Annotated in this window: 20 protein-coding genes; 14 read left to right on the forward strand and 6 right to left on the reverse strand. The window is 68.5% G+C overall.

Annotation, left to right across the window (positions count from 1 at the left end):
- Positions 1 to 24: 24 nt before the first annotated feature.
- The 7 genes from DKM19_RS28170 to DKM19_RS49855 all read left to right on the forward strand — a co-directional run bounded on the left by DKM19_RS28170 (position 25) and on the right by DKM19_RS49855 (position 11629).
- A complete protein-coding gene (locus DKM19_RS28170; protein WP_110699657.1) occupies positions 25 to 1446 on the forward strand; it encodes a hypothetical protein in 1422 nt (473 codons plus the stop codon).
- A 38-nt stretch (positions 1447 to 1484) separates the two neighbouring features.
- Positions 1485 to 3782, forward strand: a complete 2298-nt coding sequence (locus tag DKM19_RS28175; protein ID WP_239513627.1) for a polysaccharide lyase 8 family protein — start codon at positions 1485 to 1487, stop codon at positions 3780 to 3782.
- A gap of 560 nt (positions 3783 to 4342) precedes the next feature.
- Positions 4343 to 5488: a sugar phosphate isomerase/epimerase gene (locus tag DKM19_RS28180; RefSeq protein WP_110706042.1), complete on the forward strand. Its 1146-nt coding sequence runs from the start codon at positions 4343 to 4345 to the stop codon at positions 5486 to 5488.
- 102 nt (positions 5489 to 5590) lie between these two features.
- The gene (locus tag DKM19_RS28185; RefSeq protein ID WP_204358277.1) at positions 5591 to 8908 is read left to right on the forward strand and encodes a PQQ-dependent sugar dehydrogenase; all 3318 of its coding nucleotides are present in this window, start codon (positions 5591 to 5593) and stop codon (positions 8906 to 8908) included.
- A 419-nt stretch (positions 8909 to 9327) separates the two neighbouring features.
- Positions 9328 to 9747 carry a hypothetical protein gene (locus DKM19_RS28190; RefSeq protein ID WP_110699663.1) on the forward strand — a complete coding sequence of 140 codons (420 nt, stop codon included), beginning with the start codon at positions 9328 to 9330 and terminating at the stop codon, positions 9745 to 9747.
- Positions 9748 to 9921: 174 nt separating this feature from the next.
- A complete protein-coding gene (locus DKM19_RS28195; RefSeq protein ID WP_239514488.1) occupies positions 9922 to 11322 on the forward strand; it encodes a cell wall metabolism sensor histidine kinase WalK in 1401 nt (466 codons plus the stop codon).
- A gap of 154 nt (positions 11323 to 11476) precedes the next feature.
- Positions 11477 to 11629, forward strand: a complete 153-nt coding sequence (locus tag DKM19_RS49855; RefSeq protein WP_162641150.1) for a hypothetical protein — start codon at positions 11477 to 11479, stop codon at positions 11627 to 11629.
- Positions 11630 to 11653: 24 nt separating this feature from the next.
- Here DKM19_RS49855 and DKM19_RS28200 read toward each other — a convergent pair whose 3' ends face one another.
- The 3 genes from DKM19_RS28200 to DKM19_RS28210 are packed head-to-tail and all read right to left on the reverse strand — an operon-like array spanning position 11654 to position 12962.
- Positions 11654 to 12178, reverse strand: a complete 525-nt coding sequence (locus DKM19_RS28200; protein ID WP_162641839.1) for an MFS transporter — start codon at positions 12176 to 12178, stop codon at positions 11654 to 11656.
- A gap of 11 nt (positions 12179 to 12189) precedes the next feature.
- Positions 12190 to 12537 carry a hypothetical protein gene (locus DKM19_RS28205; RefSeq protein WP_162641841.1) on the reverse strand — a complete coding sequence of 116 codons (348 nt, stop codon included), beginning with the start codon at positions 12535 to 12537 and terminating at the stop codon, positions 12190 to 12192.
- Positions 12534 to 12962 carry an MFS transporter gene (locus DKM19_RS28210; RefSeq protein ID WP_110699671.1) on the reverse strand — a complete coding sequence of 143 codons (429 nt, stop codon included), beginning with the start codon at positions 12960 to 12962 and terminating at the stop codon, positions 12534 to 12536. Before DKM19_RS28210 ends, DKM19_RS28205 begins: the two co-directional genes overlap by 4 nt.
- Before the next feature lie 166 nt (positions 12963 to 13128).
- Between DKM19_RS28210 and DKM19_RS28215 the strand changes: the two genes are divergently transcribed.
- From DKM19_RS28215 to DKM19_RS52020, 4 genes are all read left to right on the forward strand, one after another.
- Positions 13129 to 13503 (forward strand): DUF4440 domain-containing protein, encoded by a 375-nt coding sequence (locus tag DKM19_RS28215; RefSeq protein ID WP_110699673.1) that lies wholly within the window; start codon positions 13129 to 13131, stop codon positions 13501 to 13503.
- A 220-nt stretch (positions 13504 to 13723) separates the two neighbouring features.
- Positions 13724 to 14164, forward strand: a complete 441-nt coding sequence (locus tag DKM19_RS28220; protein WP_110699675.1) for a VOC family protein — start codon at positions 13724 to 13726, stop codon at positions 14162 to 14164.
- 697 nt (positions 14165 to 14861) lie between these two features.
- A complete protein-coding gene (locus tag DKM19_RS28225) occupies positions 14862 to 15716 on the forward strand; it encodes a hypothetical protein (protein WP_110699676.1) in 855 nt (284 codons plus the stop codon).
- 696 nt (positions 15717 to 16412) lie between these two features.
- A complete protein-coding gene (locus DKM19_RS52020; RefSeq protein WP_110706043.1) occupies positions 16413 to 18326 on the forward strand; it encodes a fibronectin type III domain-containing protein in 1914 nt (637 codons plus the stop codon).
- A gap of 153 nt (positions 18327 to 18479) precedes the next feature.
- On the opposite strand, the gene DKM19_RS28240 is transcribed toward DKM19_RS52020, so the two are convergent.
- Positions 18480 to 19064 (reverse strand): helix-turn-helix domain-containing protein, encoded by a 585-nt coding sequence (locus DKM19_RS28240; protein WP_204358278.1) that lies wholly within the window; start codon positions 19062 to 19064, stop codon positions 18480 to 18482.
- Between the two features lie 67 nt (positions 19065 to 19131).
- Here DKM19_RS28240 and DKM19_RS28245 point away from each other — a divergent pair, with 67 nt between their 5' ends.
- Both DKM19_RS28245 and DKM19_RS28250 read left to right on the forward strand, forming a co-directional pair.
- Positions 19132 to 19854 carry an AzlC family ABC transporter permease gene (locus DKM19_RS28245; RefSeq protein ID WP_204358279.1) on the forward strand — a complete coding sequence of 241 codons (723 nt, stop codon included), beginning with the start codon at positions 19132 to 19134 and terminating at the stop codon, positions 19852 to 19854.
- The gene (locus tag DKM19_RS28250; RefSeq protein ID WP_204358280.1) at positions 19854 to 20162 is read left to right on the forward strand and encodes an AzlD domain-containing protein; all 309 of its coding nucleotides are present in this window, start codon (positions 19854 to 19856) and stop codon (positions 20160 to 20162) included. Before DKM19_RS28245 ends, DKM19_RS28250 begins: the two co-directional genes overlap by 1 nt.
- A gap of 167 nt (positions 20163 to 20329) precedes the next feature.
- Here DKM19_RS28250 and lepB read toward each other — a convergent pair whose 3' ends face one another.
- Both lepB and DKM19_RS49860 read right to left on the reverse strand, forming a co-directional pair.
- Positions 20330 to 21049: a signal peptidase I gene (lepB, locus tag DKM19_RS28255; protein WP_239513628.1), complete on the reverse strand. Its 720-nt coding sequence runs from the start codon at positions 21047 to 21049 to the stop codon at positions 20330 to 20332.
- A 188-nt stretch (positions 21050 to 21237) separates the two neighbouring features.
- Positions 21238 to 21765, reverse strand: coding sequence for a hypothetical protein (locus DKM19_RS49860; protein WP_162641842.1), 528 nt, complete (start codon positions 21763 to 21765; stop codon positions 21238 to 21240).
- Positions 21766 to 22023: 258 nt separating this feature from the next.
- On the opposite strand from DKM19_RS49860, the gene DKM19_RS28270 reads away from it, so the two are divergent.
- Complete coding sequence (locus DKM19_RS28270) at positions 22024 to 22410, forward strand: helix-turn-helix transcriptional regulator (protein ID WP_110699688.1); 387 nt, start codon at positions 22024 to 22026, stop codon at positions 22408 to 22410.
- Positions 22411 to 22494 lie beyond the last annotated feature (84 nt).

Consider the following 22494-nt stretch of genomic DNA (forward strand, 5'->3'; position numbering starts at 1 on the left):
CCGCTCCACCTTCCGGGAGGCCAGATGATCTACGGTCAGGACACCACCGAGCCCCAGGGTCCGCCGCCTCCGCCGGCGCAGCGGACCCGACTATGGATGGTGGTCGCCCTCGTCGGTGTTCTGGCGGCGGCCGGCGGAGGCATCGTCACCTTCCTCCTGATCCGCCCCGACGCCGCCGTCGTCGCCGTCCCCGACGCCGCCGTCGTCGCTCCAACGACGTCCCCAGGGCCTTCGGCCTCCGTCGAGGCGACCCTCGACGTCGATGTCTGCGCCATGCTCGATCCTGATGAAACCGATCGTCTGGTTCCGCAGGCGGAGATCAAGTCACGGTCGTTCGGCGACCAAACCGTCCTGACCAGCTACATCAGCGAAACATGCACCTGGGCCAACAGGGACATCTCCTACAAGGAGACCAGACGTATGCGCGAGATCACTCTCGATGTCACCCAGTACGAGGGGGTCGGCACCACCACCGCCGCGAAAGGGGCCATGATCCACTATGACAGCCGACTGCGGTCATACACGTTCGCCTCGGAACACCCCACCAAGGAGCGCTACCAGTCCAAGCCGGTGATGATCCCCGGCGTCGGAGAGCAGGCGGTGGTCAGTTACCAGTGGACGCAGGCGGCGGATGCCCGCTACGCCTTCGGCGAGGGCATCGGCCGGATCGGAGGCGTCACCTTCGAGGTGAAGTACCAGGCCAGCCAGCAGGACAAGGAAGCCGGCCTGTTCTCCACGGACACCAAGCAGTCCGTCACCGAGGAAAACGCCCTGCGTGAGGTCAAGAACCTGCTCACCCAGGCGAGCGCGTCGATCACGGCCTGGAAGGCGAAGCGGCCGCTGCCGTACGCGGGCAAGCCCCGGTCCGTGCCCACCCCGACGCCCACGCCGACGCCCGTACCGATCGTCCTGCCCGCGTCCTGCGTCACGATGAAGCCGCTGGCTGCGAAGCTGGTCCCCGGCACCGAAGGCGCCGCGGCCCGGAGCGAGGAGGGCAAGGCGAAGGTCACCGACTGCCAGTGGTGGAACGACATGCTGCCGGCGAAACCGGGCACCATCCGCTGGCGGAACCTCCGGGCCACCATCCGAGCCTTCCCCGACGCCGCCTCCGCGCGGTACTACCTCATCGACAGACGGAGCCGGAACGCCGGGACCAGCAACTCCTCGATCGGCGGCCTCAGCTGGGGCAAGCTGGACAAGTTCCCGGGGCTCGGGCAGGACGCGTTCGGCTACACGATCAAGCAGCGAACCGACACCGCCCACATCGCGACGTACACGATTTACGTACTCGACGGCAAGAACGTCGTTTCCCTGCTCTTCGGTGGCAGCGACCGTCCCACCGGCACTCCCATCAACTCCTCCAAGACCACGCTCATGAACCTGAAGGAGGCGACCGAAGGCGCCACGTCGGCGATACGGTCTGTGCTGGGCGCCCTCGACGACTGAGACGCACGACCAGACATCCTGAGATCGGAGTTCATTCGGTGGTGTCACGGCCGTTCCATCTCGGCGAACATTCCCGGCGGCTGTTTCTCCGGCTCAGCGCTGTCGCCGTGGCGGGAGCGCTGAGCCCGCCGCGTGCCGAGCGCGTGCGGGACGGCTCCTTCGCCCTGCTGCGCCGCCGCTGGCTGGACGTGACGGCGGGGTCGGGGTTCGACGCGGCGGCCGAGCCGTACAGGACCCGGCTGGTGAAGCTGGGGGCGACGGCGGCCGGATACCGGGACACCATGGCGCCGGCCGGCACATCACTCTGGCCCTCCCTGCCGTTTCCCTCGTTCATCGCCACCCCGACGCGATTGCAGACCATGGCCCGCGCGTACGCCCTGCCGGGGACCGGCCTGACCGATGACGCGCACCTGGCCGCGGCCGTCGCGGAAGGCATCGACCACTACCGGCGGCAGGTGTACGCCGCGGACGCCGACCAGGTCGGCAACTGGTGGCACTGGCAGATCGGCGTCCCCAGAAAGCTCCTCGACGCGGCCCTGCTGATCGGCCCGCACCTGACGGACGCGCAGAGCGGCGCGCTGCGGGACGCGGTGGACCACTTCGTCCCCGAGCGCCTCCTGGACGACTACAGCGGCACCAGTACCGGGGCCAACCGGGTGGACCTGTGCGTGGTGACGCTGCTGCGCGCCATCCTGCGGTCCGACCCGGGAAAGGCCGCGCTGGCCGTCTCGGCGCTCTCCCCCGTCTTCCCCTACGTCGACGAGGGCGACGGAATCTACCGGGACGGCTCGTTCGTCCAGCACACGTCGATTCCCTATCAGGGCACGTACGGGGCGTCGCTGCTGTCCGGCCTCGCGACGCTGTTCGCGGTGCTGCGCGGCTCGCCGTGGGAGATCACCGACCCGAACGGGCAGATCGTCCGCGACATGGTCGAGAGGTCGTTCGCCCCGGTCGTCCACGACGGCTTCTGCATGGACCTCGTCAGCGGCCGCGCGATCGGCAGGCAGCCGTACGGTGACCACGGGAGAGGCCGCGCGATCGCCTCCGCGATCCTGCTGCTGGGGGAGACGGCCTCCGCCTCCGAGCGGGCCCGCTGGCAGGCCATGGTCAAGGGATGGGCGCTGCGCGACACCTGCGAGCCCATGCTCAAGGCGGCCGAGAGCGATGACCTGGGGTTTCACGCCCGTCTCGCCGCGATCCTCGGCGACGACGCGATCCCCGCAGCCGGCGAACCCGCCGGGCACCGGCTGCTGGCGATGAGCGCCCGCGCCGTCCACCGCAGGCCGGGCTGGTGCGCGGGGCTCAGCATGGCTTCGGACCGGATCGGCCACTACGAGCACGGCAACGGTGAGAACCTGCGTGGCTGGCACACCGGATCGGGAATGCTCTACTGGTGGGGCGAGGGCCACGGCGACCAGTATTCCGACTCCTTCTGGTCCACCGTCGACCCCTACCGCCTGCCGGGCACGACCGTCTCCACCCTGCGGCTGGCCGACGGCGCCGGTGAGGGGTGGGGCGACACCTGCCCGCCGGGCCGCTGGGTGGGCGGCGCCACCGACGGCCTGTACGCGACGGTCGGCCAGCATCTGAACGGCTTCGAGAGCACGATGGAGGCCTTCAAGTCGTGGTTCTTCCTCGACGACGCGGTGGTCTGCCTGGGCGCCGGGATCACCGGCGGCGACGGCGTGCCGGTCGAGACCGTCGTGGACAACCGCAGGGTGGACGACCGCGGAACCGGCGCGCTCCTCACCGTGGACGACGAGGCGGGCTGGGCGCACCTGGAGGGGCACGGAGGCTACGTCCTGCCCTGCGCCCGCCTGCACACGCTGCGCGAGAAACGCACCGGCGGCCAGGATCAGGTGACCCGGAGCTACGTGACTCTCTGGCTCGACCACGGGGTCGACCCCGACTCCGCCGACTATGTCTACCTGCTCCTGCCGGGTGCGAGCCCGGCGCGGACCCGGGCCCGCGCCGCCGACCCCGGCTGGGCCCGCGTGCTCGCCAACACCGCACGCCTGCAGGGCGTCCGGGTCCCCTCGCTCGGGATCACCGCCGTCAACTTCTGGAACGAGGGAGCCGTCGGCGGCCTGACCGCCTCGGCCCCGTGCGCGGTCCTCGTCCGGGAGATCGGCGACGGTACGGCCACGCTGACCGTGTCGGATCCCCGGCGTGACCTGAGTGCGCTGACCCTGACCTGGGATCGGCCGGTGGCCGAGGTGCTCCACGGGCACCCGCTCCTGACCGACGCCGCGACGGGCCCGCGGCTCACGCTCGTCTTCGGACGGCTGGCGGACCAGGGTGGCGGTTCGAAGACGGTCACCGTACGGCTCAGCTAGATCACCTCTGCGGACATCTGACGCGCTGACACGACATTTCGTGATGCTAGGCGGCACTTTCGCCGATTGCAAGCAAAAGATGTCGCCTTCAGAGCTAAAAGGCGGTGAACTGCGCCTTTGTGGCGGACGCCCATCGAGTGACCCGCCGCTCCCCGGCCTCCGTCCGCCTCGTCCCGAACAGGACCCGGCCCCGCGCCCGGGGAACGGCGGCGCCGGAGTCTCCGGCCGCGAACGGCCGGGCAGGGTTGCCGCACGGGCGGCGCCGACGAGGGCACCGGCGACGTTCCAACAGGGACTTTTCCCGGCAAAAAGATAAAGATCGCGCAATAGTGACTAAACTTCTTCCAATTTTGTCAAAAGCCGCGTAACTTCCACGCCAAGTTCTCTGCACAGTCCCGAGGGGGCGTGGTGAGTCGTATGTCCGCATCCACGGTGGGGCGTCGGCGGGTGGCAACCGCCGCACGGACCCATCGGTCCCGCCGCGACAAGGAGGCGGCTGCGGCTCAGCCGAGGCAACGGGGGATCCAGCGATTCCGTCCACCCACATGGAGAAGAAGTCGATGAGCGCACACGAAGAAGAGCTCGAGATCGCCGGCGCGTTACGCCGCGGCCTGGGGCTGAACCGGCGCCAGTTCCTCGCGGCCACGACAGGCGTCACGGCGGTGGCCCTGGCGGGAGCGGGACCGCTCGCGTCGGCCGCGCAGGCGGCCTCGGGCGGCCACCCGAGGAGGAACCCGCTGGTGCCGGCGAGCAAGCGCGGCATCATCCTCTACACCGTCCGTGACGCGATCTCCAGGGATCCGCTGTCGACGGACCTGCCCTCCGGCTTTCAGCGCGTGTTCGAGGCGCTCTCGCGGATCGGCTACCGGCAGGTGGAGTTCGCCGGCTACAGCCAGCATGCGAACTCCAAGGGCGGCGCCAACCTGGAGACCGTCGAGGGCGCCCGGCTGCTACGCCGGTGGCTCGACCACAACGGCCTCGAGGCCGAGGGCAACCACGGCTTCATCCCCGGCTCCTGGCCGCTCACCCCTGCCGACCTCGATCAATTCAAGCTTCACCTGGAGATCGCCCACATTCTCGGTCTCGGGCACGTGGGCACCGGCAACGACCCCACGAGCAGTGCCTACAAGGACGACTGGGACATCGCCGCCGAAAAGTGGAACCATCTCGGCTCGATCGCCTCCCGCGCCGGGATCAAGCTGTACACGCACAACCACGACGCGGCGTACAACTTCCTTCTCGACAGCGGCCCGCTCGACGCGCTCGGCAAGCCCACCCGCTCATCGGGCATCCGCAAACTGGAGTACTTCCTCAAGATCACGGACCGCAGGGACGTCTACCTCGAGATGGACATCTTCTGGGCGCACGTGGCCCAGTTCAAATTCAAGACGTTCACCGCTCCCGACGGCTCCACGCAGACTGACCTCTTCGACCCCCTGGCGGTCGTGCGCGCGCAGTCGAGGCGGTTCCCCCTGTTCCACGCCAAGGACGGAAAGTCCAACCCGGCGACCGGGAACGGCTACGACATGGTGCCGTTCGGCACCGGTGACATCGACTACGCCGCGTTCTTCAAGGGCGCCGGGCCCAAGGGATCCTTCAACCCGATGTACGAGCAGGACAACGCGCCCGGCGGAACGGACAACCCCGGCCAGTCTCTCCAGTACGCCGACCTGAGCTACGACAACATGGCCGCGCTGCGCGGCTGAGAACACGAAGAGTTCGGCGGACCGCCGCGTGATCGAAGCCGTTGCAGCGGCGCGCGTGACGGCCCGCCATCCTTGCCTCCCCCGGAAGAGAAGGCGCAGTAAGTGAAGCGTACTCGCACGATGCTCGGCGGCATCCTCACCGCCCTGACACTCCCCCTGACGATGCTCGCCACACCCGCCCACGCCGATCCAGGGCATGATCCGGCGACCGAGTGGTCGAGCTACGAGAAGATCACGCTGACCAAGAACATCGGTGAGCCGATCGACATGGCGGTCCTGCCCGACCGGCGGGTCCTGCACACCGCGCGGAACGGCGACATCCGGCTGACCGACGCCGCCACCGGCGTCACAGAGATCGTCAGCACCATCCCCGTCTACGCGAACTCGGAGGACGGCCTCCAGACGATCGCGATCGACCCCGAGTTCGCCGAGAACAAATGGGTCTACGTCTACTACGCGCCGAAGACGATGACGGCGCCGTACCCGGCGACGACCCCGACCGGGTCGGCGCCCAACTCGCTGCCCGCCGGCGCGGACGCGTCGTACTGGGACCAGTGGAAGGGCTACAACCAGCTGTCCCGGTTCAAGTGGACCGGCGACGCCCTCGACCTGTCCACCGAGCAGGTCATCATCAAGGTCGAGACGCAGCGCGGGCAGTGCTGTCACGTCGCCGGCGACATGGACTGGGACGCCGACGGCAACCTCTACCTCGCCACCGGCGACAACACCCCGGCCAGCGCGCCGGGAGCCAACGGCTACGCGCCCAACAACGACGCGCCCGGAATGAACCCGGGGTTCGACTCGCGGCGCGGCGCGGGCAACACCAACGACCTGCGCGGCAAGATCCTGCGGATCACGCCGCGGGAGGACGGCTCCTACACGGTCCCCGCCGGCAACCTGTTCGCGCCGGAGACCGCCGCGACCCGTCCGGAGATCTTCGTGATGGGTGTGCGGAACCCGTTCCGCATGGACGTCGACCCCGGGACCGGCACGGTGTCGTGGGGCGACTACGGACCGGACGCCGGCACGCCGGACGCCGCCCGGGGGCCGCTCGGCTACGTCGAGTGGAACGTCACCCCCATCGGCAAACCGATGAACGGCGGCTGGCCGTACTGCACCGGCAACAACTTCAACTACAACAACTGGGACTTCGCAGCCGCGGCGGCGCGTGAGTGGTTCGACTGCGCGGGCGGGGCCGCGAACACCTCACGGTGGAACACCGGTCTGGCGAAGGTGCCGCCCGCGGTGCCGGCGGACCTGTACTACGGCGACAACAACACCCACCAGCCCGCCGAGTGGGCCGGGCTCACCGATTTCGATCCGCAGAGCGGCCAGGGTCCGATGGGCGGTCCCGTCTACCACTACGACGCGGCGAACCCGTCGACGACGAAGTTCCCGCAGTACTGGGACAAGAAGTTCTTCTTCTCCGAGTTCTCCCAGGACTATCTCGCGGCGTTCACCGTGACGCAGCCTGACGGGCCGGTGACCACGATCGAGCAGTTCCTGCCGAACAGCGCGCTGAAGACGATGGCGCAGCCGATCACCGACAGCCCGATGGACATCGAGTTCGGTCCCGACGGGTCGCTGTACGTGCTCGACTACGGCGACGGGTTCTTCCGCGCCAACCCCGACGCCGGGCTCTACCGCATCGACTACGCGCCGGGGAACAAGACTCCCCAGGCGAAGATCGCCGTCGACCGATCCTCCAGCAGCGCCGCACCCCTCACCGTCGCGTTCAGCGCGGCGGCGTCCCAGGACACCGAGCCGGGCCCGCTGGAGTACGACTGGGACTTCGACGGGGACGGCACCTTCGACGCCACCGGTGTGACGGCGTCGCACACCTACGCGGAATCCGGGCAGTACGTCGCCCGGCTCCGCGTGACCGACGCCGAGGGCAAGGCGGGCCTCACCTCGACCGAGATCACCGTCGGCAACACCGCACCCGAGGTGACCATCCAGACGCCCGGAAACGGTTCCTTCTTCGACTGGGGCAACACGGTTCCGTTCCGGATCGGGGTCACCGACGAGGAGGACGGCGACACCCCGGTGTGCAGCCGGGTGCAGTGGACCTTCGGCCTCGGCCACGACGTGCACGCGCACCCGGAGACGACCGGCACCGGATGCTCCGGCGGATGGCCGACACCGGTCAACGCTCCCGAGCACGGCGAGACCGAGAACATCTTCGGCGTCGTCGTCGTGAGCTACCGCGACAACGGCGCCGGCGACATCCCGGGAGCGCTCGGTGATGCCACGCTCATCCTGAACCCGAAGCTGACGCAGGCCGAGCACGCGGACGCGAGCGAGGGCGTCACGGAGACCGCGGACGAGAGCGCGTCCGCCCGATCGAAGATCACATCGTTCGACGCCGGAGACTGGATCGCCTACGACCCGGTGAACTTCGCCGGCATCACCTCCGTGAAGACCCAGGCCTCCGGGGCGGGCACCCTGTCCCTGCGGTGGAACTCGGCGACGGCGGATCCGTTCGCCACCGTCACCGTGCCCGCGGGGGCGGGCTGGCAGACGGTGAACACCGCGCTCGCCGATGCCCCGGAGGGCAGCGGCAGGCTCTACGTCACCTCCACCGGCGGCGTGGACGTCGACGCCTTCACCTTCGTGGGCGACGGGGTCGCGGACAGGACGCCGCCGACCGTCTCGGCGACGCTCAACCCGGCGGCGCCGAACGGGGAGAACGGCTGGTACACCGGAAACGTCACGTTGACGGTGACCGCGACCGACAACGCCACGGTGGCGAGCCGGCAGTACTCCCTCGACGGCGGCACGACCTGGCTGAACGCCGCCAACCCGGTGACGCTGAGCGCCGAGAGCGTCAACGAGGTGCGCTACCGGGCGACCGACGGCGGCGGCAACGTCTCGCCGATCGGCACCGTCACGGCGCGGATCGACAAGACCCCGCCGACCCTGTCGGTGAACGGCGTGGAGAGCAAGAAGTACGGAGACTCCGCGTCGATCAAACCCGTCTTCTCCGCGGCGGACGTGACGTCGGGCGTGGCGAGCGTCACCGCGACGATCGGGGACGACCGGATCACCTCCGGCAAGCCGATCAGCCTGTGGCGGCTGGGGCTCGGCAAGCACACGCTGACCGTCACCGGAAAGGACAAGGCGGGTCACGTCACGGAGCAGACCGTCGAGTTCGAGATCACGACCTCCTTCGCCGATGTGCGCGCGCTCATCGATTACTTCAAGAAGGCGGGTTCGGTGACGAGCCGGGGTGCGACCGCCCTGCGCGGTCAGCTGGACAAGGCCGTGAAGCAGGCGGACAGGGGCAGGAAGAAGGACGCGATCAAGGAATTGGAGCAGTTCGTGAAGCTTGCCCGCGAGTCGCGCAACGTGAGCGACAGGGCGGCGCGTGACGTACTCGTCCGGGATGCACAGGCGCTGATCGTTCAGTTGCGCGCCTGATCACTCCTGACGATTGAGCCGGGTTCCCCGGAGCCGGAACGCAAGGCCGTTGAAGACCTTGCGTTCCGGCTCCGTCCCGAATCGGGCCACTCCGGCTCCGTCCCGATTCGGGACGGAGCCGGAGTCGTCGGCGCGGCCCCCGCCCCGATTCGGGGGCCGGAATCGTCGGCGCGACCGCCTGTCCCGCCCGTCCCGTGGCGTCGGGGGCAGGGCGGCAGTGGCCTTGACCTGCGCGAATGTATGATCATGTCGTCCGCGTCCTTGACGATAGAACCAACGTTCTCTAATGTGGCGGTATAGGTGGAGAACGGTGGTTCTATAGCAAAGGGGCACGTACCCGATCCGGTGGCCCCGGCTCACACCGTCCCCGGCTCGCGTGTCGGCCGTCGGGCGTACAAGGGATGTCGAGGACGATTTACGTGCACGGCAATGGCATAGACGAATGGAGCCGGACGCTTTTTGTCGTCGGCGAGCTCCTTTTCTGGACCTTGTGCATCGGCGGCGGCCTGGTCCTGTTCCGTGACGTGCGTTACCGTGCCTCGACTCTGTGGATCTCCGAGGAACGGCTGCTCTTCAACAGGTTCGCGCGCGGCGAGATCGACGACGACGAGTACCGGCGCCTCCGGGAGGCCTTGCGCGACGTGACGCCGCGCCCGTCGACTCCGGCGAGTTACACTTCTTACCTCCGGCGGACCGCATACGCGCCGCCGGCTTCAACGCGATCATCAGCCAACAGCCTGCCGGATCGTGATCGGCAGCTTGCCGATCAAGAGCTTGCCCCCGTCAGCATGCACGACATGCCCTCGGCAACCAACTCCCTCGGCCGATCTGCGGGATGACGATCCTTCCTTAAAATCTGCTGAGGAGGTCAAGCAGAGCCGAGGCTCATCTGCCACCGATCACGGGGTGCCAGGTGAACGGCAACGCCCGTGTCGGATCCTGGCTCCGCTCAGGCGGCAGGTCGCGATCGCGACAGGGGAACGATCATGCTGCGAGGAGGACGCGTGGTTAAAATGCCCCCGCCACGCATCCGACTGCCCCGCGTCCGGCTGCGCCCGCGATCGATCCGCGGGCGAATCACCGTTCTGGTCGCCTTTCTGGCGGCGCTTCTTCTCATACCGGCGGCGGTGATCGGGAGCCTGGAAGTACGCAAGACGCTCAGCGACGCCGTGTGGCTGGACAGCCAGAAGCAGGCCACCCTCACCGCGGCGGCCGTTCGCGTGGGAAAGCTGACCGACCCCATCGTGCCCAGCGTCCCCGGGATCGAGCTGGTCCAGGTCGTGGCGCCCGGGCATCATGTCATCGCGGCCTCCGTCGCCGCCCGGGGGCTGCCGGCGATGACCGGGGCATGGCCGACACCGCGAGATCCGGCCCAGGACGTGCAGACCTGCGCACAGCCGCTCATCGGGTGCGTACGCCTTTCCGCGATACGGGTCCGCACCGCGGGGGATTCGCCGGTGGTCTATGCCGGCCGGCCCGCTCCGACGATGATTTCGACGGATGGATCCGACACCCTCTTCGCGACCCAGGCCGCCGTGCTGATCCTGCTTGCCATCTGGGCGGCCTGGAAGATCACCGGCCGGATATTACGGCCCGTCGAGGCCATCCGGGCCGAACTGGCCGCGATCAACGTCAACGACCTGAGCAGCCGGGTGCCCGAGCCGTCCGGTGAGGATGAGATCGTCCGGCTCTCCCGGACCGTCAACCGCACACTGGGACGGATCGAGAACGCCAAGCAGCAGAGCGAGCAGGCGCTTGAGCGGCAACGTCGGTTCGCCGCCGACGCCTCGCACGAGCTGCGAACCCCCATCGCAGGGCTGCGCGTGCAGCTGGAGGAGGCTCAGCTCCACCCCGGCGAGACCGATCTTCACGAGGTGCTCGACCGCGCGCTGAACGACGTCGACCGGCTGCAGAGGATCACCACGGATCTCCTTCTCCTGGCACGGGTGGGAGCGACGGCGCCCATGGCGCTGGAGAACCTTGATCTGACGCAACTGGTCCGGGTGGAGATCTCCCGGCGGACGGACCGGCTTGCGATCCAATCACGGCTCACCCCGGGAGTGAACGTCAACGCCATCCCCACACAGATCGGCCGCGTCCTCAACAACCTCCTGGACAACGCCCAGCGGCATGCCAGATACATGATCCGTATCGAGTTGCACCGCAACGGAGACCACGCGGAACTGGCCGTCACCGACGATGGAGAGGGGATCCCCGAAACCGACCGCGAACGCATCTTCCAGCGGTTCACCCGGCTGGACACCTCCCGCAGCCGTGACCAGGGGGGCACGGGACTCGGTCTGGCCATCGCCCGCGACATCGTCGAGGCGCACGAGGGAAGCATCCGGGTCGAGGAAAGCCCGGAGGGCGGCGCGCGTTTTGTGGTGCACCTTCCCCTGGCCGAACCCACCTGACCCGGCCGGCCCGCACACCCCCCGGACCTGCCACACCGGCAGAGCGGGACGGAACGGATCAGATCCGGCGATCCGCGCCCTCGACCGGGACGGGGCGCATGGCCATACTGATCCATCACGTCCGGATGATCCGGAACGCAGGGGGGCGCACGGTATGACCGAGCAACCACGGTTCATGCGAACAGGCCGGGCCATGGTGATGGCGACCCTGGCGTCCCGGGTGACGGGCTTCGGCCGTGTGCTGGCGCTGGTGGCCGCACTGGGCCTTCGCCGGGAGCTTGAGCCCGCGATCTCGGTTGTTCGCTGAGACGCGCTGCCCTTTCCCGGCCGCTCAGCCGGTGGGCCGCCCGGCGACGGCGGGGCGCCTGCCGCGCAGGAGACCGAGGGGAAGAAGGGCTCCGGCGGCGGCCAGCGCGGCCGCGACCAGCAGCATGGTGCGCACGCCGGCACCGTACGGCAGGGCCAGGATGGCCACGCCGACCGCGGTGCCGACCTGTTTGAGGGCGTTGATGATGCCGGTGGCCATGCCGAGCCGGTCCGCCGGAGCGGTCAGCGCGACCTGGTTGCTGATCACGTTTCCCGCGCCGAGACCCGCGCCGCTCAGCACCAGGCCGGCCATCAGGGGGATCCACGGATCCACCGAGGGGATGGTCATCACGAGCAGCGCCACGGCGATGAGACCGGGTCCGACCGCGATGAGCACGCTCATGGGCAGGCGGTGCACGAACCGCGAGATCAGGATCGCGGCCGCGACGGAGGTCGTGCTGAACGCCAGAAAACGGATTCCGGCCTCCACCGGCCCGGCGCCGAGCGGTCCCTGGACGTAAAGGGTCAGGTAGGTGAAGGCGCCGAGCATGCTCGCCAGCATCAGGAAGGTGGTGACGGCCCCACGGCGAAGGTGCGGTCACGCAGCAACCCGAAGTCCATCATCGGCCGGGTCGATCTGAGCTCGACGACCACGAACCCGCCGAGCAGCACCACGCCGAGGGCCACCAGCCAGGGGATCTCATGGATGAGGCCCGGGATGATCGCGAACAGGGCGGCGGTGACGGCCAGGGAGCCGAGCGGGTCGAGGTGGCCGCGCCCGACGGACTCGGGGATCCGCTGGCGGAGGGCTGCCAGGACGACCAGGCCGATCGGCACGTTGATCAGGAAGATGGCCCGCCAGCCGTACAGTCCGGCCAGCAGTCCGCCGATCACCGGGCTGGCGGTCATGGCCAGGCCGGAGACCGCGCTGAAGTGCCCAGTGCCTTCGCCCGCCCGGGGCCGTCGGGATAGGCGGCGGCGATCAGCGGGGTGCTCGTGCCGTACAGGGCCGCCGCGCCCAGTCCCTGCACGCCCCGGGCCACATCGAGGAGGATCGCGTTCGGCGCGAGTGCGCACGCCAGCGAGGCGAGGGTGAAGAGGGTCACGCCGATCGCGAGCATCCGGCGCCTGCCGTACCGGTCGGCGAGGACCCCGACCGGCAGCAGCATCGCGGCCAGCGTGATCGCGTAGGCGTCCACCACCCACTGCACCTCGGCCAGCCCCGCGCCCAGGTCGGCCTGGATGACGGGCAGCGCGACGGTGACTGCGGTGAGATCGACGACGACCAGCGTGATGGTCAGGGAGGCCAGCGTGAGCACCCATCCTCGTCGCACGGCGACCCCCGTTCCCTTGAAGTGACCCCCGGGGTATTGGTACTACGTCAGCCAAGCGATTGCTAGGTTCAGCCGCACGAAATGAGGATCTCTCCGGCGCGGCCGGCGATCGCTTCTGGCTGGATATTCGCTGTGCCTGGGCGACGTGCGTTCGTAGGATCCGTGCATGACGGACGAGGATGAGCGGGCAGTGCAAGCGGCCATCGATGGTGAGTTGCGGCTTCTCGATCCTGAGGTGCGTGCTTCTCCGGCCCTTTTTCGGGAGCTTCTGGATCCGGAGTTCACCGAAATCGGAGCCTCCGGACGCTGGTGGGACGCGGAGTCGATCCTCACGGTGATGAGTGGGGGAACGGTGTCTCCCGAGTCACCGGTCAAGATCAGCAAGATGTCGGGGGTCGTGCTGGCTCGGGGGATCGTTCACCTGACGTACTTTGCCGACAATCAGGGGCGCCGGGCATGGCGAAGCTCTCTGTGGCGCCTGACGGAGACCGGCTGGCGCGTCTACTTTCATCAGGGCACTCTGGCCGGACGCTCTGAGTAGTGATGCCCCCAGACCAGGAGCCCCAGGGTCTCGGGCGTTTCCCAGGCCGTCAGATGCCGCTCGGGGTCGGTTTCCTCCTGCACGGCCGGCGCGCGAGGGGCGCTGCCACGTCAAGAGGACCTCGAAGAAGATGTCGCAGAGGATGTCGAGAACGGCCTGGCAGCTCCGTCTCAGGGGCGGATGCGGCCACCGTGGCCGCACCACACCGAGGAGAGCCAGCATGACGATCCAGCGGATGGACAACGTCCTCATCGTTGTCGACGACCTTGACGCCGTTATTTCGTTCTTCGTCGAACTTGGCATGGAGTTGGAGGGCAAGGCGCCCATCGAGGGACGTTGGGTGGAGCGTGTCATCGGGATCGACGACGTCCGGCAGGACGTCGCAATGCTGCGGACCCCGGACGGCCACGGCCGAATCGAACTGGCGATGTTCCACACGCCGAAGGCGATCAGCACGGAGCCGAAGGACGCGCCGGTGAACACGCTGGGCATTCGTCGCATCATGTTCGCCGTCGACGACATCGAGGACGTCGTTGCCCGCCTGCGCGCCCACGGCGCCGAACTCGTCGGCGAGTTGGCGCAGTACGAGGACAGCTACCGGCTCTGCTACGTCCGCGGCCCCGAGGGCATCATCGTCGGACTGGCCCAACAGCTCGGCTGAAGGCCTCCGAAGGCGGCCTTCGCCCAAAACGGTGATCAAAGCTGCGAACCGCCGGCTCAGCTCAGGAACCCCGGATCAACAGCGGATTTGGGGCCTCTAGCCGGCCTGACGCGACTCGCGTGTATCTGGCAACACTTCCTTGACGACGGGCCGGTCAGCGCGGCCCTGGCGTGGCTGAACGCGCCGGGCGCGCGACCGTGCAACTGAGAATTTTCACGAGCGAGTTCCTCCCAGCGATTCGTGACAGTACTGAAATCGGAAATGGTCCGGACCCGGCGCATATCCTCGATCACAGGGATACATAGACCCATCAAACAAGTGGTGGGGCGAGTGGCAACGGCTAAATTTCCGGCGCTTCTCCCGGAAAAATTACTTGCCTTTATAAGGCCGTCAATGACAATGGCCATTTATTCAATTCTGCCTGGTGAAGTGCTTATTTATCGCCGATCAGCACCGGCGTGCGGTCTGCGGTGCCGGCCGTACGGAATTTTCAGAACGGCGTCGGCCGGCTGCTTCTCCACTGCTTGGACCTCGTGATGAGGCGCCGGGAAAATCGCCATTGCCGGACAGCCGAATGACCGTGTTTCAGCGCACACGACCGCGGAGCGATCCGGCCGGCACCGCCGCGGCCGTGGATAGTGTTGAGCAACCGGCCGGGCGATCCCCCCGACAAGCCCAGCCGAGATCGGGAGGGCCGGTGAGCGGATGGGTGGTCGCGGAACAGGCTCAGGTGCCCAAGCGTGCCGGCCGCGGCGAGGACCGGCTGGTGGTGATCGGCGACGACCGGGGCATCCGCTGCGTGGGCATCGTCGACGGAGCCACCGACACGTCCGGGCGCACCTATGAGGGGCTGAGCGGAGGCGCTCTGGCGGCCGAGTGCGTGGTGGCGAGCCTGCGAGATCTGGCGGCGGACACCGGCCCCGTGGCGGCGGTCGCCGCCGTCACGGCCGGGCTGGCGCGGCTGCGCCGCGACTGGGGCATCGCCGAGGACGACCCGCTCGCCCCGTCCGCGGTCGCCGCGGTCCTGCTCCCCCGCCGGCAACTGGTCTGGCGGGTCGGGGACGTGCACGTGGCCCTCGGCCGCGCCAGTGGCTGGGAGCACCATCGGGGCGACAAGGCGATCGACCGGGTGCTGGCCGGGGCTCGGGCCGCCTACCTGCACCGACTACTGGCCAAGGGGCATTCCGCGGCCGATCTGGCCCGCAAGGACATGGGGCGCGCGCTCGTACTGCCCGCTCTGAAGCGCCAGAGCCTTCTGGCCAACCGGGAGGAGGCCGGCCCGCTGGGGTTCGGGGTGCTGAACGGACGCCGTGTCCCGGACCGGTTCGTCGAGGTCTTCCCCCTCGATGAGGAGGTGCTCGAGGTGACCTTGGCCTCCGACGGGTACCTGTCGGCGGCCGGGCGCCTCGGGCAGGCCGAAGACGAGCTCGCGGCGTCCCTTCGCGCGGACCCGATGCGCATCGGTGCGCATCCCTCCACCAAAGGACTGGCCCCGGGCGCGATCAGCTTCGACGACCGCACCTACATCCGCGTACGGCGCTCAGCGGGCTGACGCGACGACGGGGTGATCGACCACCGTCAGGCGGGGACGACCGCGGGCCGCGCGCGACGACCGGGTGATCGACCGCTGCCGGAGATACGCGCCGGCGTGGCTAGGAGCCTGGAGGCGTTCGAGCCCCTCCGGGACCTGCCGACGCCTGGTCGTCGAGCACTCCGGGATCTGCTGACGCCTGGCCATTGACCCCCTCGACATCGCCTGTCAGCGGGAAGAGATCCGATGAATCCATATCGCCGCCCGGAAGACAAACGACCGACACCACCATGGACCGATCCATTTCCGAGCCGTGAACTGCGTTTTCTTGCTCGCGCTTATCTTGATATTTCCGAAACGTCTTGCACGTGTTGCGTTTACGTATCGGATCCTGCCAGGATGACCGCAAGCGGTCCGATGTTATGTCGGTGTTGACATATGCCGTTTCGTGTCTTCTGGTGGCGTTCCGGTGGACATGGAGCAAGATCCGGATGGAAAGGTCGTGGGGTTCTTCCTGGTGACGCGACGGTCGATTGTCGTCGTCCAGCCAGGTCCGGTTCCGGGCGTGGTCGGCGGTGGCCGACCCCACCAACCCCGACGACCCCCAACCCCCCAGCCACCCGGCACACCGGACCAACCGCGCGTAACAACCGCGCAGCGCAACAACACTCACCCCCCAGCAAAGGAGTTCAGGTGGCCGTCTCGCGTCGGAAATTCATGACCACGGTGGTATCAGGCTCCGCCCTGGCCGCGGTATCGGGATCCCAACTGATATCCGCCCTCACCAGCGGCGCCCACGCCGCCGCCGCCAGCCCCCCCGGCGACGTGGTCGGGAAAATCACCGTCGGCTACCAAGGCTGGTTCGCCGCCCCCGGCGATGGCGCCCCGATCAACGGCTGGTGGCACTGGAGCGCCAACATGGGCCAACCCCCCTCCCCCCCCAACACCACCATCGTGGCCTGGCCCGACATGCGCGAATACACCCACACCTACCCCACCGCGTATGCCAACCTCAACAACGGCCAGCCCGCCACCCTGTTCTCCTCCTACGACCAGCAAACCGTCGACACCCACTTCCGCTGGATGCGCGAAAACAACATCGACACCGCCGCCCTGCAACGCTTCAACCCGATGGGCGGCGAAGGCCCCACCCGCGACGCCATGGCCACCAAGGTCCGCACCGCCGCCGAGGCCAACGGCCGCAAGTTCTACATCATGTACGACGTCACCGACTGGACCACCATGCAGCCGGAGATCAAAACCGACTGGACCACCAAAATGAAGGCGCTGACCGCCTCCCCGGCCTACGCCCTGCAAAACGGCAAACCCGTCGTCGGCATCTGGGGCTTCGGCTTCAACGACCCCAAACGCCCCTGGGCCCCCGCCCCATGCCTGGAGGTCATCAACTGGTTCAAGGCCCAAGGCTGCTACGTGATGGGCGGCGTGCCCACCCACTGGCGCTCGGGCAACGAAGATTCGCGCCCCGGGTTCTTGGACGTCTACCACGCCTTCGACATGATCTCCCCCTGGATGGTCGGCCGGATCGGCACCATCGCCGACACCGACCGCTTTCTGGCCAACGTCAACACCCCTGATCAGGCCGACTGCGCCGCCCACGGCATCGACTACCAGCCGTGTGTGCTGCCGGGCGATGTGACCGGTAACCAGCGCGCGCACGGTGACTTCATGTGGCGGCAGTTCTACAACATGGTCAAGGTCGGCGCGGCCGGTATCTACATTTCCATGTTCGATGAGTTCAACGAGGGCAATCAGATCGCCAAGACCGCCGAGACCCTGGCGATGGTGCCGGCCAATTCCGGGATGCGCGCGTTGGATGCCGACGGCACGGCGTGTTCTTCGGATTATTATCTGCGGTTGACCGGTGATGGTGGCCGGATGCTCAAGGGTCAGATTGCGTTGACCCCGACCCGACCCACCCCACCCATGATCACCAGTGGTGACCGGCAGGCGCCCACCGTACCGGGCAACCTCACCGTGACGGCGAAGACTGCCACCAGCGTGACGCTCTCGTGGTCCGCCTCCACCGACAACGTGGGAGTGACCGGCTACCAGGTGCTCCGCAACGGCACCGCCGTGGCGACCGCCCCCAACACCCCCTACACGGTGACCGGCCTGACCCCGGCCACGGCCTACACCTTCACCGTCACCGCCCGCGACGCCGCCGGCAACACCTCGGCCGCCTCCAACGCCGTGAGCGTGACCACCGACACGGCGCCGGCCTCCTCGGTGATCGCCCTGCGCTCCCGGGCCAACAGCCGCTACGTCAGCGCCGCCAACGGCTCAGCGTTGATCGCGAACGGGACGTCCGTCGGAGCCGCGCAGCAGTTCGAACGCGTCGATCTGGGCAACGGCAACGTGGCGCTGAGGGCGAAGGTCAACAACATGTACGTGTGCGCCGAAGGCGCAGGAGCGCAGCCGCTGATCGCCAACCGGGCCACGGCCGGCGCCTGGGAGACCTTCCAGGTGATCACCAATCCCAACGGCTCGGTCAGCCTCCGGGCCCAGGTCAACTCCCAGTACGTGTGCGCCGACGGCGGTGGGGCACAGCCGCTGATCGCCAACCGCACAGCGATCGGCCCGTGGGAGCAGTTCGACCTCGTCGCCGGCTGAGCACCGATATCCGCGCCTGCGTTCGGCCTCGTCGCCGACCGAACGCAGTCGTCCGCGCCGGGCGAGCCGACAGGCTCGCCCGGCGCCCCGCCGACCGCGGTGAACGGCGGATCCGCCGGCGACGCGAGCGACCGGCGCCCCTGACGTGATGCCTCAGATGTGCTCCATGATGATCACCGCGGTGGTGTCCGGTTCGAGGGCCTTGAAGATGTGCGGCACGTCACCGGGATAGGCCACGTAGTCACCCGGGCCGAGTTCGACCGGCTCCTGAACCGGGCCGACCAGCGCCCGGCCGGAGCCGATCACGATGTGCTCCGTCGTACCGGACATGTGCGGGTCGGAGGTCCGGGGCTCGCCCGGCTGCGTCGCTATCCGGTAGATGTCCCGCCGTGCCTGGGGCGGGCAGGAGGCCAGCAGCGTGGCCGCGTAGTCGGCCCGCTCGGAGTAGGTGATCGGCCCCTCGCCCGCGCGGACCACCCGCACGTTCGGCCGCGGCGGGTCGACCAGCCGGCTGAACGGCACGCCGAGCGCGGCGCCGAGTCCCCACAGGGTCTCCACGCTCGGATTGCCCGCACCCGATTCCAGCTGGGACAGCGTGGACTTGGCGATGCCCGCCCGCTTGGCCAGCTCGGTCAGGGAGAGACCCGCACGGTCGCGCTCCCGGCGGACCGACGCCGCGATCAGCGCGATCAGGTCGTGAGAGGACCCGTCGCCCTCGCCCCGTGAGTCGTCTTCCATGCGTTCGCTCCAGACGTCGATTCGTTCGATTTGACGAACCCTGACCGATATGTTCATTCTAATGGACATGTATTCGTTATGGCGAACGCTTGATCGTGACACGCGTCGCGACATCGCCCTGGTCTGTCTCGCCGACGCGATCGTCGGCGCCTCCTTCGGCGCGATCGCCGTGTCCGGCGGCATGCGTCCGTGGGTCCCGGTCGTCATGTCCCTGCTGGTCTTCGCCGGTGGCGCCCAGTTCGCCGCGGTGGGCGTGGTGCTCGCCGGCGGCAGCCCGGTCGCCGCCGTGGTGGCCGGGCTGGTGCTCAACGCCCGACTCCTGCCCTTCGGCTTCACCGTCGCCGACGTGCTTGACGGCCGCTGGTGGACCCGGCTGCTGGGCGCGCACGTGATGATCGACGAATCCGTGGCCTTCGCGCTGCGCCAGCCCGACCGGCAGCGGCGCCGCGCCGCGTTCTGGACCTGCGGCCTCGGCCTGTTCCTGGTCTGGAACCTCGCCGTCGTTCTCGGCGCACTGGCCGGCGGGGTCATCGGCGACACCGATGCCTTCGGTCTCGACGCCGCCTTCCCCACCGTGCTGCTGGCCCTGGTGCTGCCCTCGCTGACCGGTCGCGGCACGCGCAACGCGGCCCTGCTCGGTGCGGTCGTCGCGGTCGCGGCCACGCCGTTCCTGCCCGCCGGCCTGCCGGTACTGCTCGCGCTGGCCGGGCTCGTCCTGGCCGGCCGGTCCGCCACCGCCGCAGAGACCACCTCGACGACACAGACCGGCTCGACCCGGGAGGCGCACTGATGTCCCTGCTCGCCATCGTCCTGCTGGCCGCCGGAACCTACGCGTTCCGGCTGATCGGCCCGGTGTTCCAGCATCGGTTGCAGATTCCGGACCGCATGCAACGGCTGCTGTCCGTCGCCGCGGTCGTCCTGCTGGTCGCCCTGGTGGCCACCGCCGCGCTCACCGAGGGGCACGGCTTCGCCGGCTGGGCCAGGCCGTCCGGTGTGCTGGTCGGCGGGGTTCTCGCGATCCGGCGTGCGCCGTTCCCGCTGGTGGTCATCGCGGCCGCCGCGACCACGGCGGTGCTCCGGTTGTGTGGTGTGCCGTGATCCGGCCCGGAGATTCCGGGCCGGTCGGGCAGGCCATGCCCCCGATCGGAGGCGACGACCGGTCTCGCGTCGCGGTCGAGGAGGTCCTGGCCGACGACCACGGCGACCTCCTCGACGGGCGGCCCGGGGAGGCGAGGAGAGCTCCGCGGGAGAACGAGACTCCGCGCCTACGGGGGCGGCGCGTGCAGCGCGGGCTGTCCGAAGGTGTCGGGGATGGACAGCGTGGTGGCTCGCGAGAACGGCCAGACGATGACAAAGGCCCGGCCGAGCACCTCGTCGATGGGAATCGTCCCGCCTCCGGCGTCGCTGCGATGCATCCGGGAGTCGTAGGAGACCGAGCGATGATCGCCCATCACCCAGAGGCGCCCCTTTGGCACCGTGACGGTGAACGGATCGTTCGAAGGTTTATCGCCCGGGTAGAGGTAGCTCGCCTCGTCCAGCGGGACGCCGTTGACAGTGACCCGTCCGGCGGCGTCACAGCATTTCACGACGTCGCCGGGAACTCCGATGACACGCTTGATGTAGTCCTTCTCCCCCGGAACGACGCCGAAGGCCACGCCGACCCAGCGGGCGAAAGCCGTGACGGGGTTGGACGGTTCCTCGACCTGGACCTCGGGGTCCCAGGACTCGACTCCGGAGAAGACCACCACGTCGCCCCGCTCGATGTCACGGACGCGGTAGACGAGTTTGTTGACGAGCACCCGGTCGTTGACGAGGAGGGTGTTCTCCATCGACTCCGACGGGATGTAGAACGCCTGAATCACGAAGGTCTTGATTACGAGCGCCAGGACGAGTGCGGTGACGACAAGGACCGGCATCTCCTTCCAGAACGACCCTCGCTTTCCCTTCCCCTCTGCGGCAGGTTGCTGCGCCTCTTCTGTGACCACGCCTACCCCATCCCCGACAGGCCGCCCCTGGATGCGCCCGTGATCTTCATCGTTGCCGCTTATCACTGAAGAGCCTAGTCCCGAACTCTCGTGATCTACGCGCAGTCGGCCGAGTTGACGCTCCTGTCGGCCTGACAATCCTGATGTCACGCCGGTCGAGCGAGGCCATGCGGTCCGGAATGCCGGGATCAGCGGGCCGCCAGGTTCAGGCCGATGTCAGCGAGGTAGCGGGTCAGCGACAGGCGCTGAGCCAGGGTCTCCTGGAGCTCGGCGGTGACCGGCTCCGCCAGCCGTTCGAAGGGGACGACCATGAAGCAGCTTCGGACGACCATGGAGGCGTCGAAGCCGTAGGTGATGTCGGCCGGGTCGGCGTCGTACCCCTCGTCGAGGAGGCCGGCGCGGTAGGCGGGAATCAGGGCGGCGTGGATCTGGGGAAGGTCCTGCGCGCGCAACGTGCCGGAGTCGGTGAGACCGACGAGGAGCTGTCCGAGGTCGAAGCCGATCGGGTGCGGATGCTGCCAGGAGACGTCGATCGCGACGAAGGCGTCCGGAGCGTCGGCGGGGACCAGGAGGTTCTGCGGGCAGGCGTCGCCGTGCCCGACGGTCTGGGAAGCGCGTCGAGCCGGTCGAGAATGTCGGGCACCCGTACGGCCAGCGTGAGCAGATCGGCGCGCAGCAGGGGATCGGCGGCGCCGGCCACCAGCGGGTGTGCCCACAGCTCGTCGTCCCTCAGCTGGAGGAAGGCCATGTTGGTGAAGGGACCGGCGGGCCGCTCGGGGATAACCACAACGTGCTCGCGTTGTCGCCTGGGGAACGCCTGACTCATCCCCTTCTATCCGGACAGAAACCCCGGTGCCCGCTTCCAGGAGAGGTGGCCGGCCATCGCCCGCACCGTTCGATGTCCGCGCGCTGACGGACGATCCGGCGTGTCCCGTTCGCCGTTCCTAAAACATCGAACGACGTATCATGACTTCATGAAGCACCCGCAGCAGCATCCCGATCTCGACCAGATGAAGCTCACCGAGGTGATGGCGGCGCTCAGTGATCCCATTCGGGTGGGGCTGGTCCGCCTGCTGTCCGACGGAGTGGAGCGCGGGTGGGGAGAGCTGCGGGCCCCGGTGGCCAAGTCGACCCTGAGCCACCATCTGCGGGTCCTGCGGAACGCGGGGATCACTCGCACCCGCGAGGAGGGAACGCGCTGCTTCGTCACCCTCCGTCGCGCCGACTTCGACACCCGCTTCCCGCACCTCATGGACGCGGTGCTGGACGCGGCCGGCAGTGAGGACGTGGGACACCACGTCGGGCTGGCGCCGACGGAAAAGCTCTCCGGCGTTCGCGCCGGAGCGGAGGTCAACGCCTAGGATCCCCGGTTGATGGGTTCCGGCCTTTCATGTCGGGAATCGTGCCGGTCCTTGAGCCTCACGGGACCTGTCCTGGTCCTTTCC

Origin of the sequence: Streptosporangium sp. 'caverna', assembly GCF_003203775.1 — a bacterium.
Taxonomy (GTDB): Bacteria; Actinomycetota; Actinomycetes; order Streptosporangiales; family Streptosporangiaceae; genus Streptosporangium; species Streptosporangium subroseum.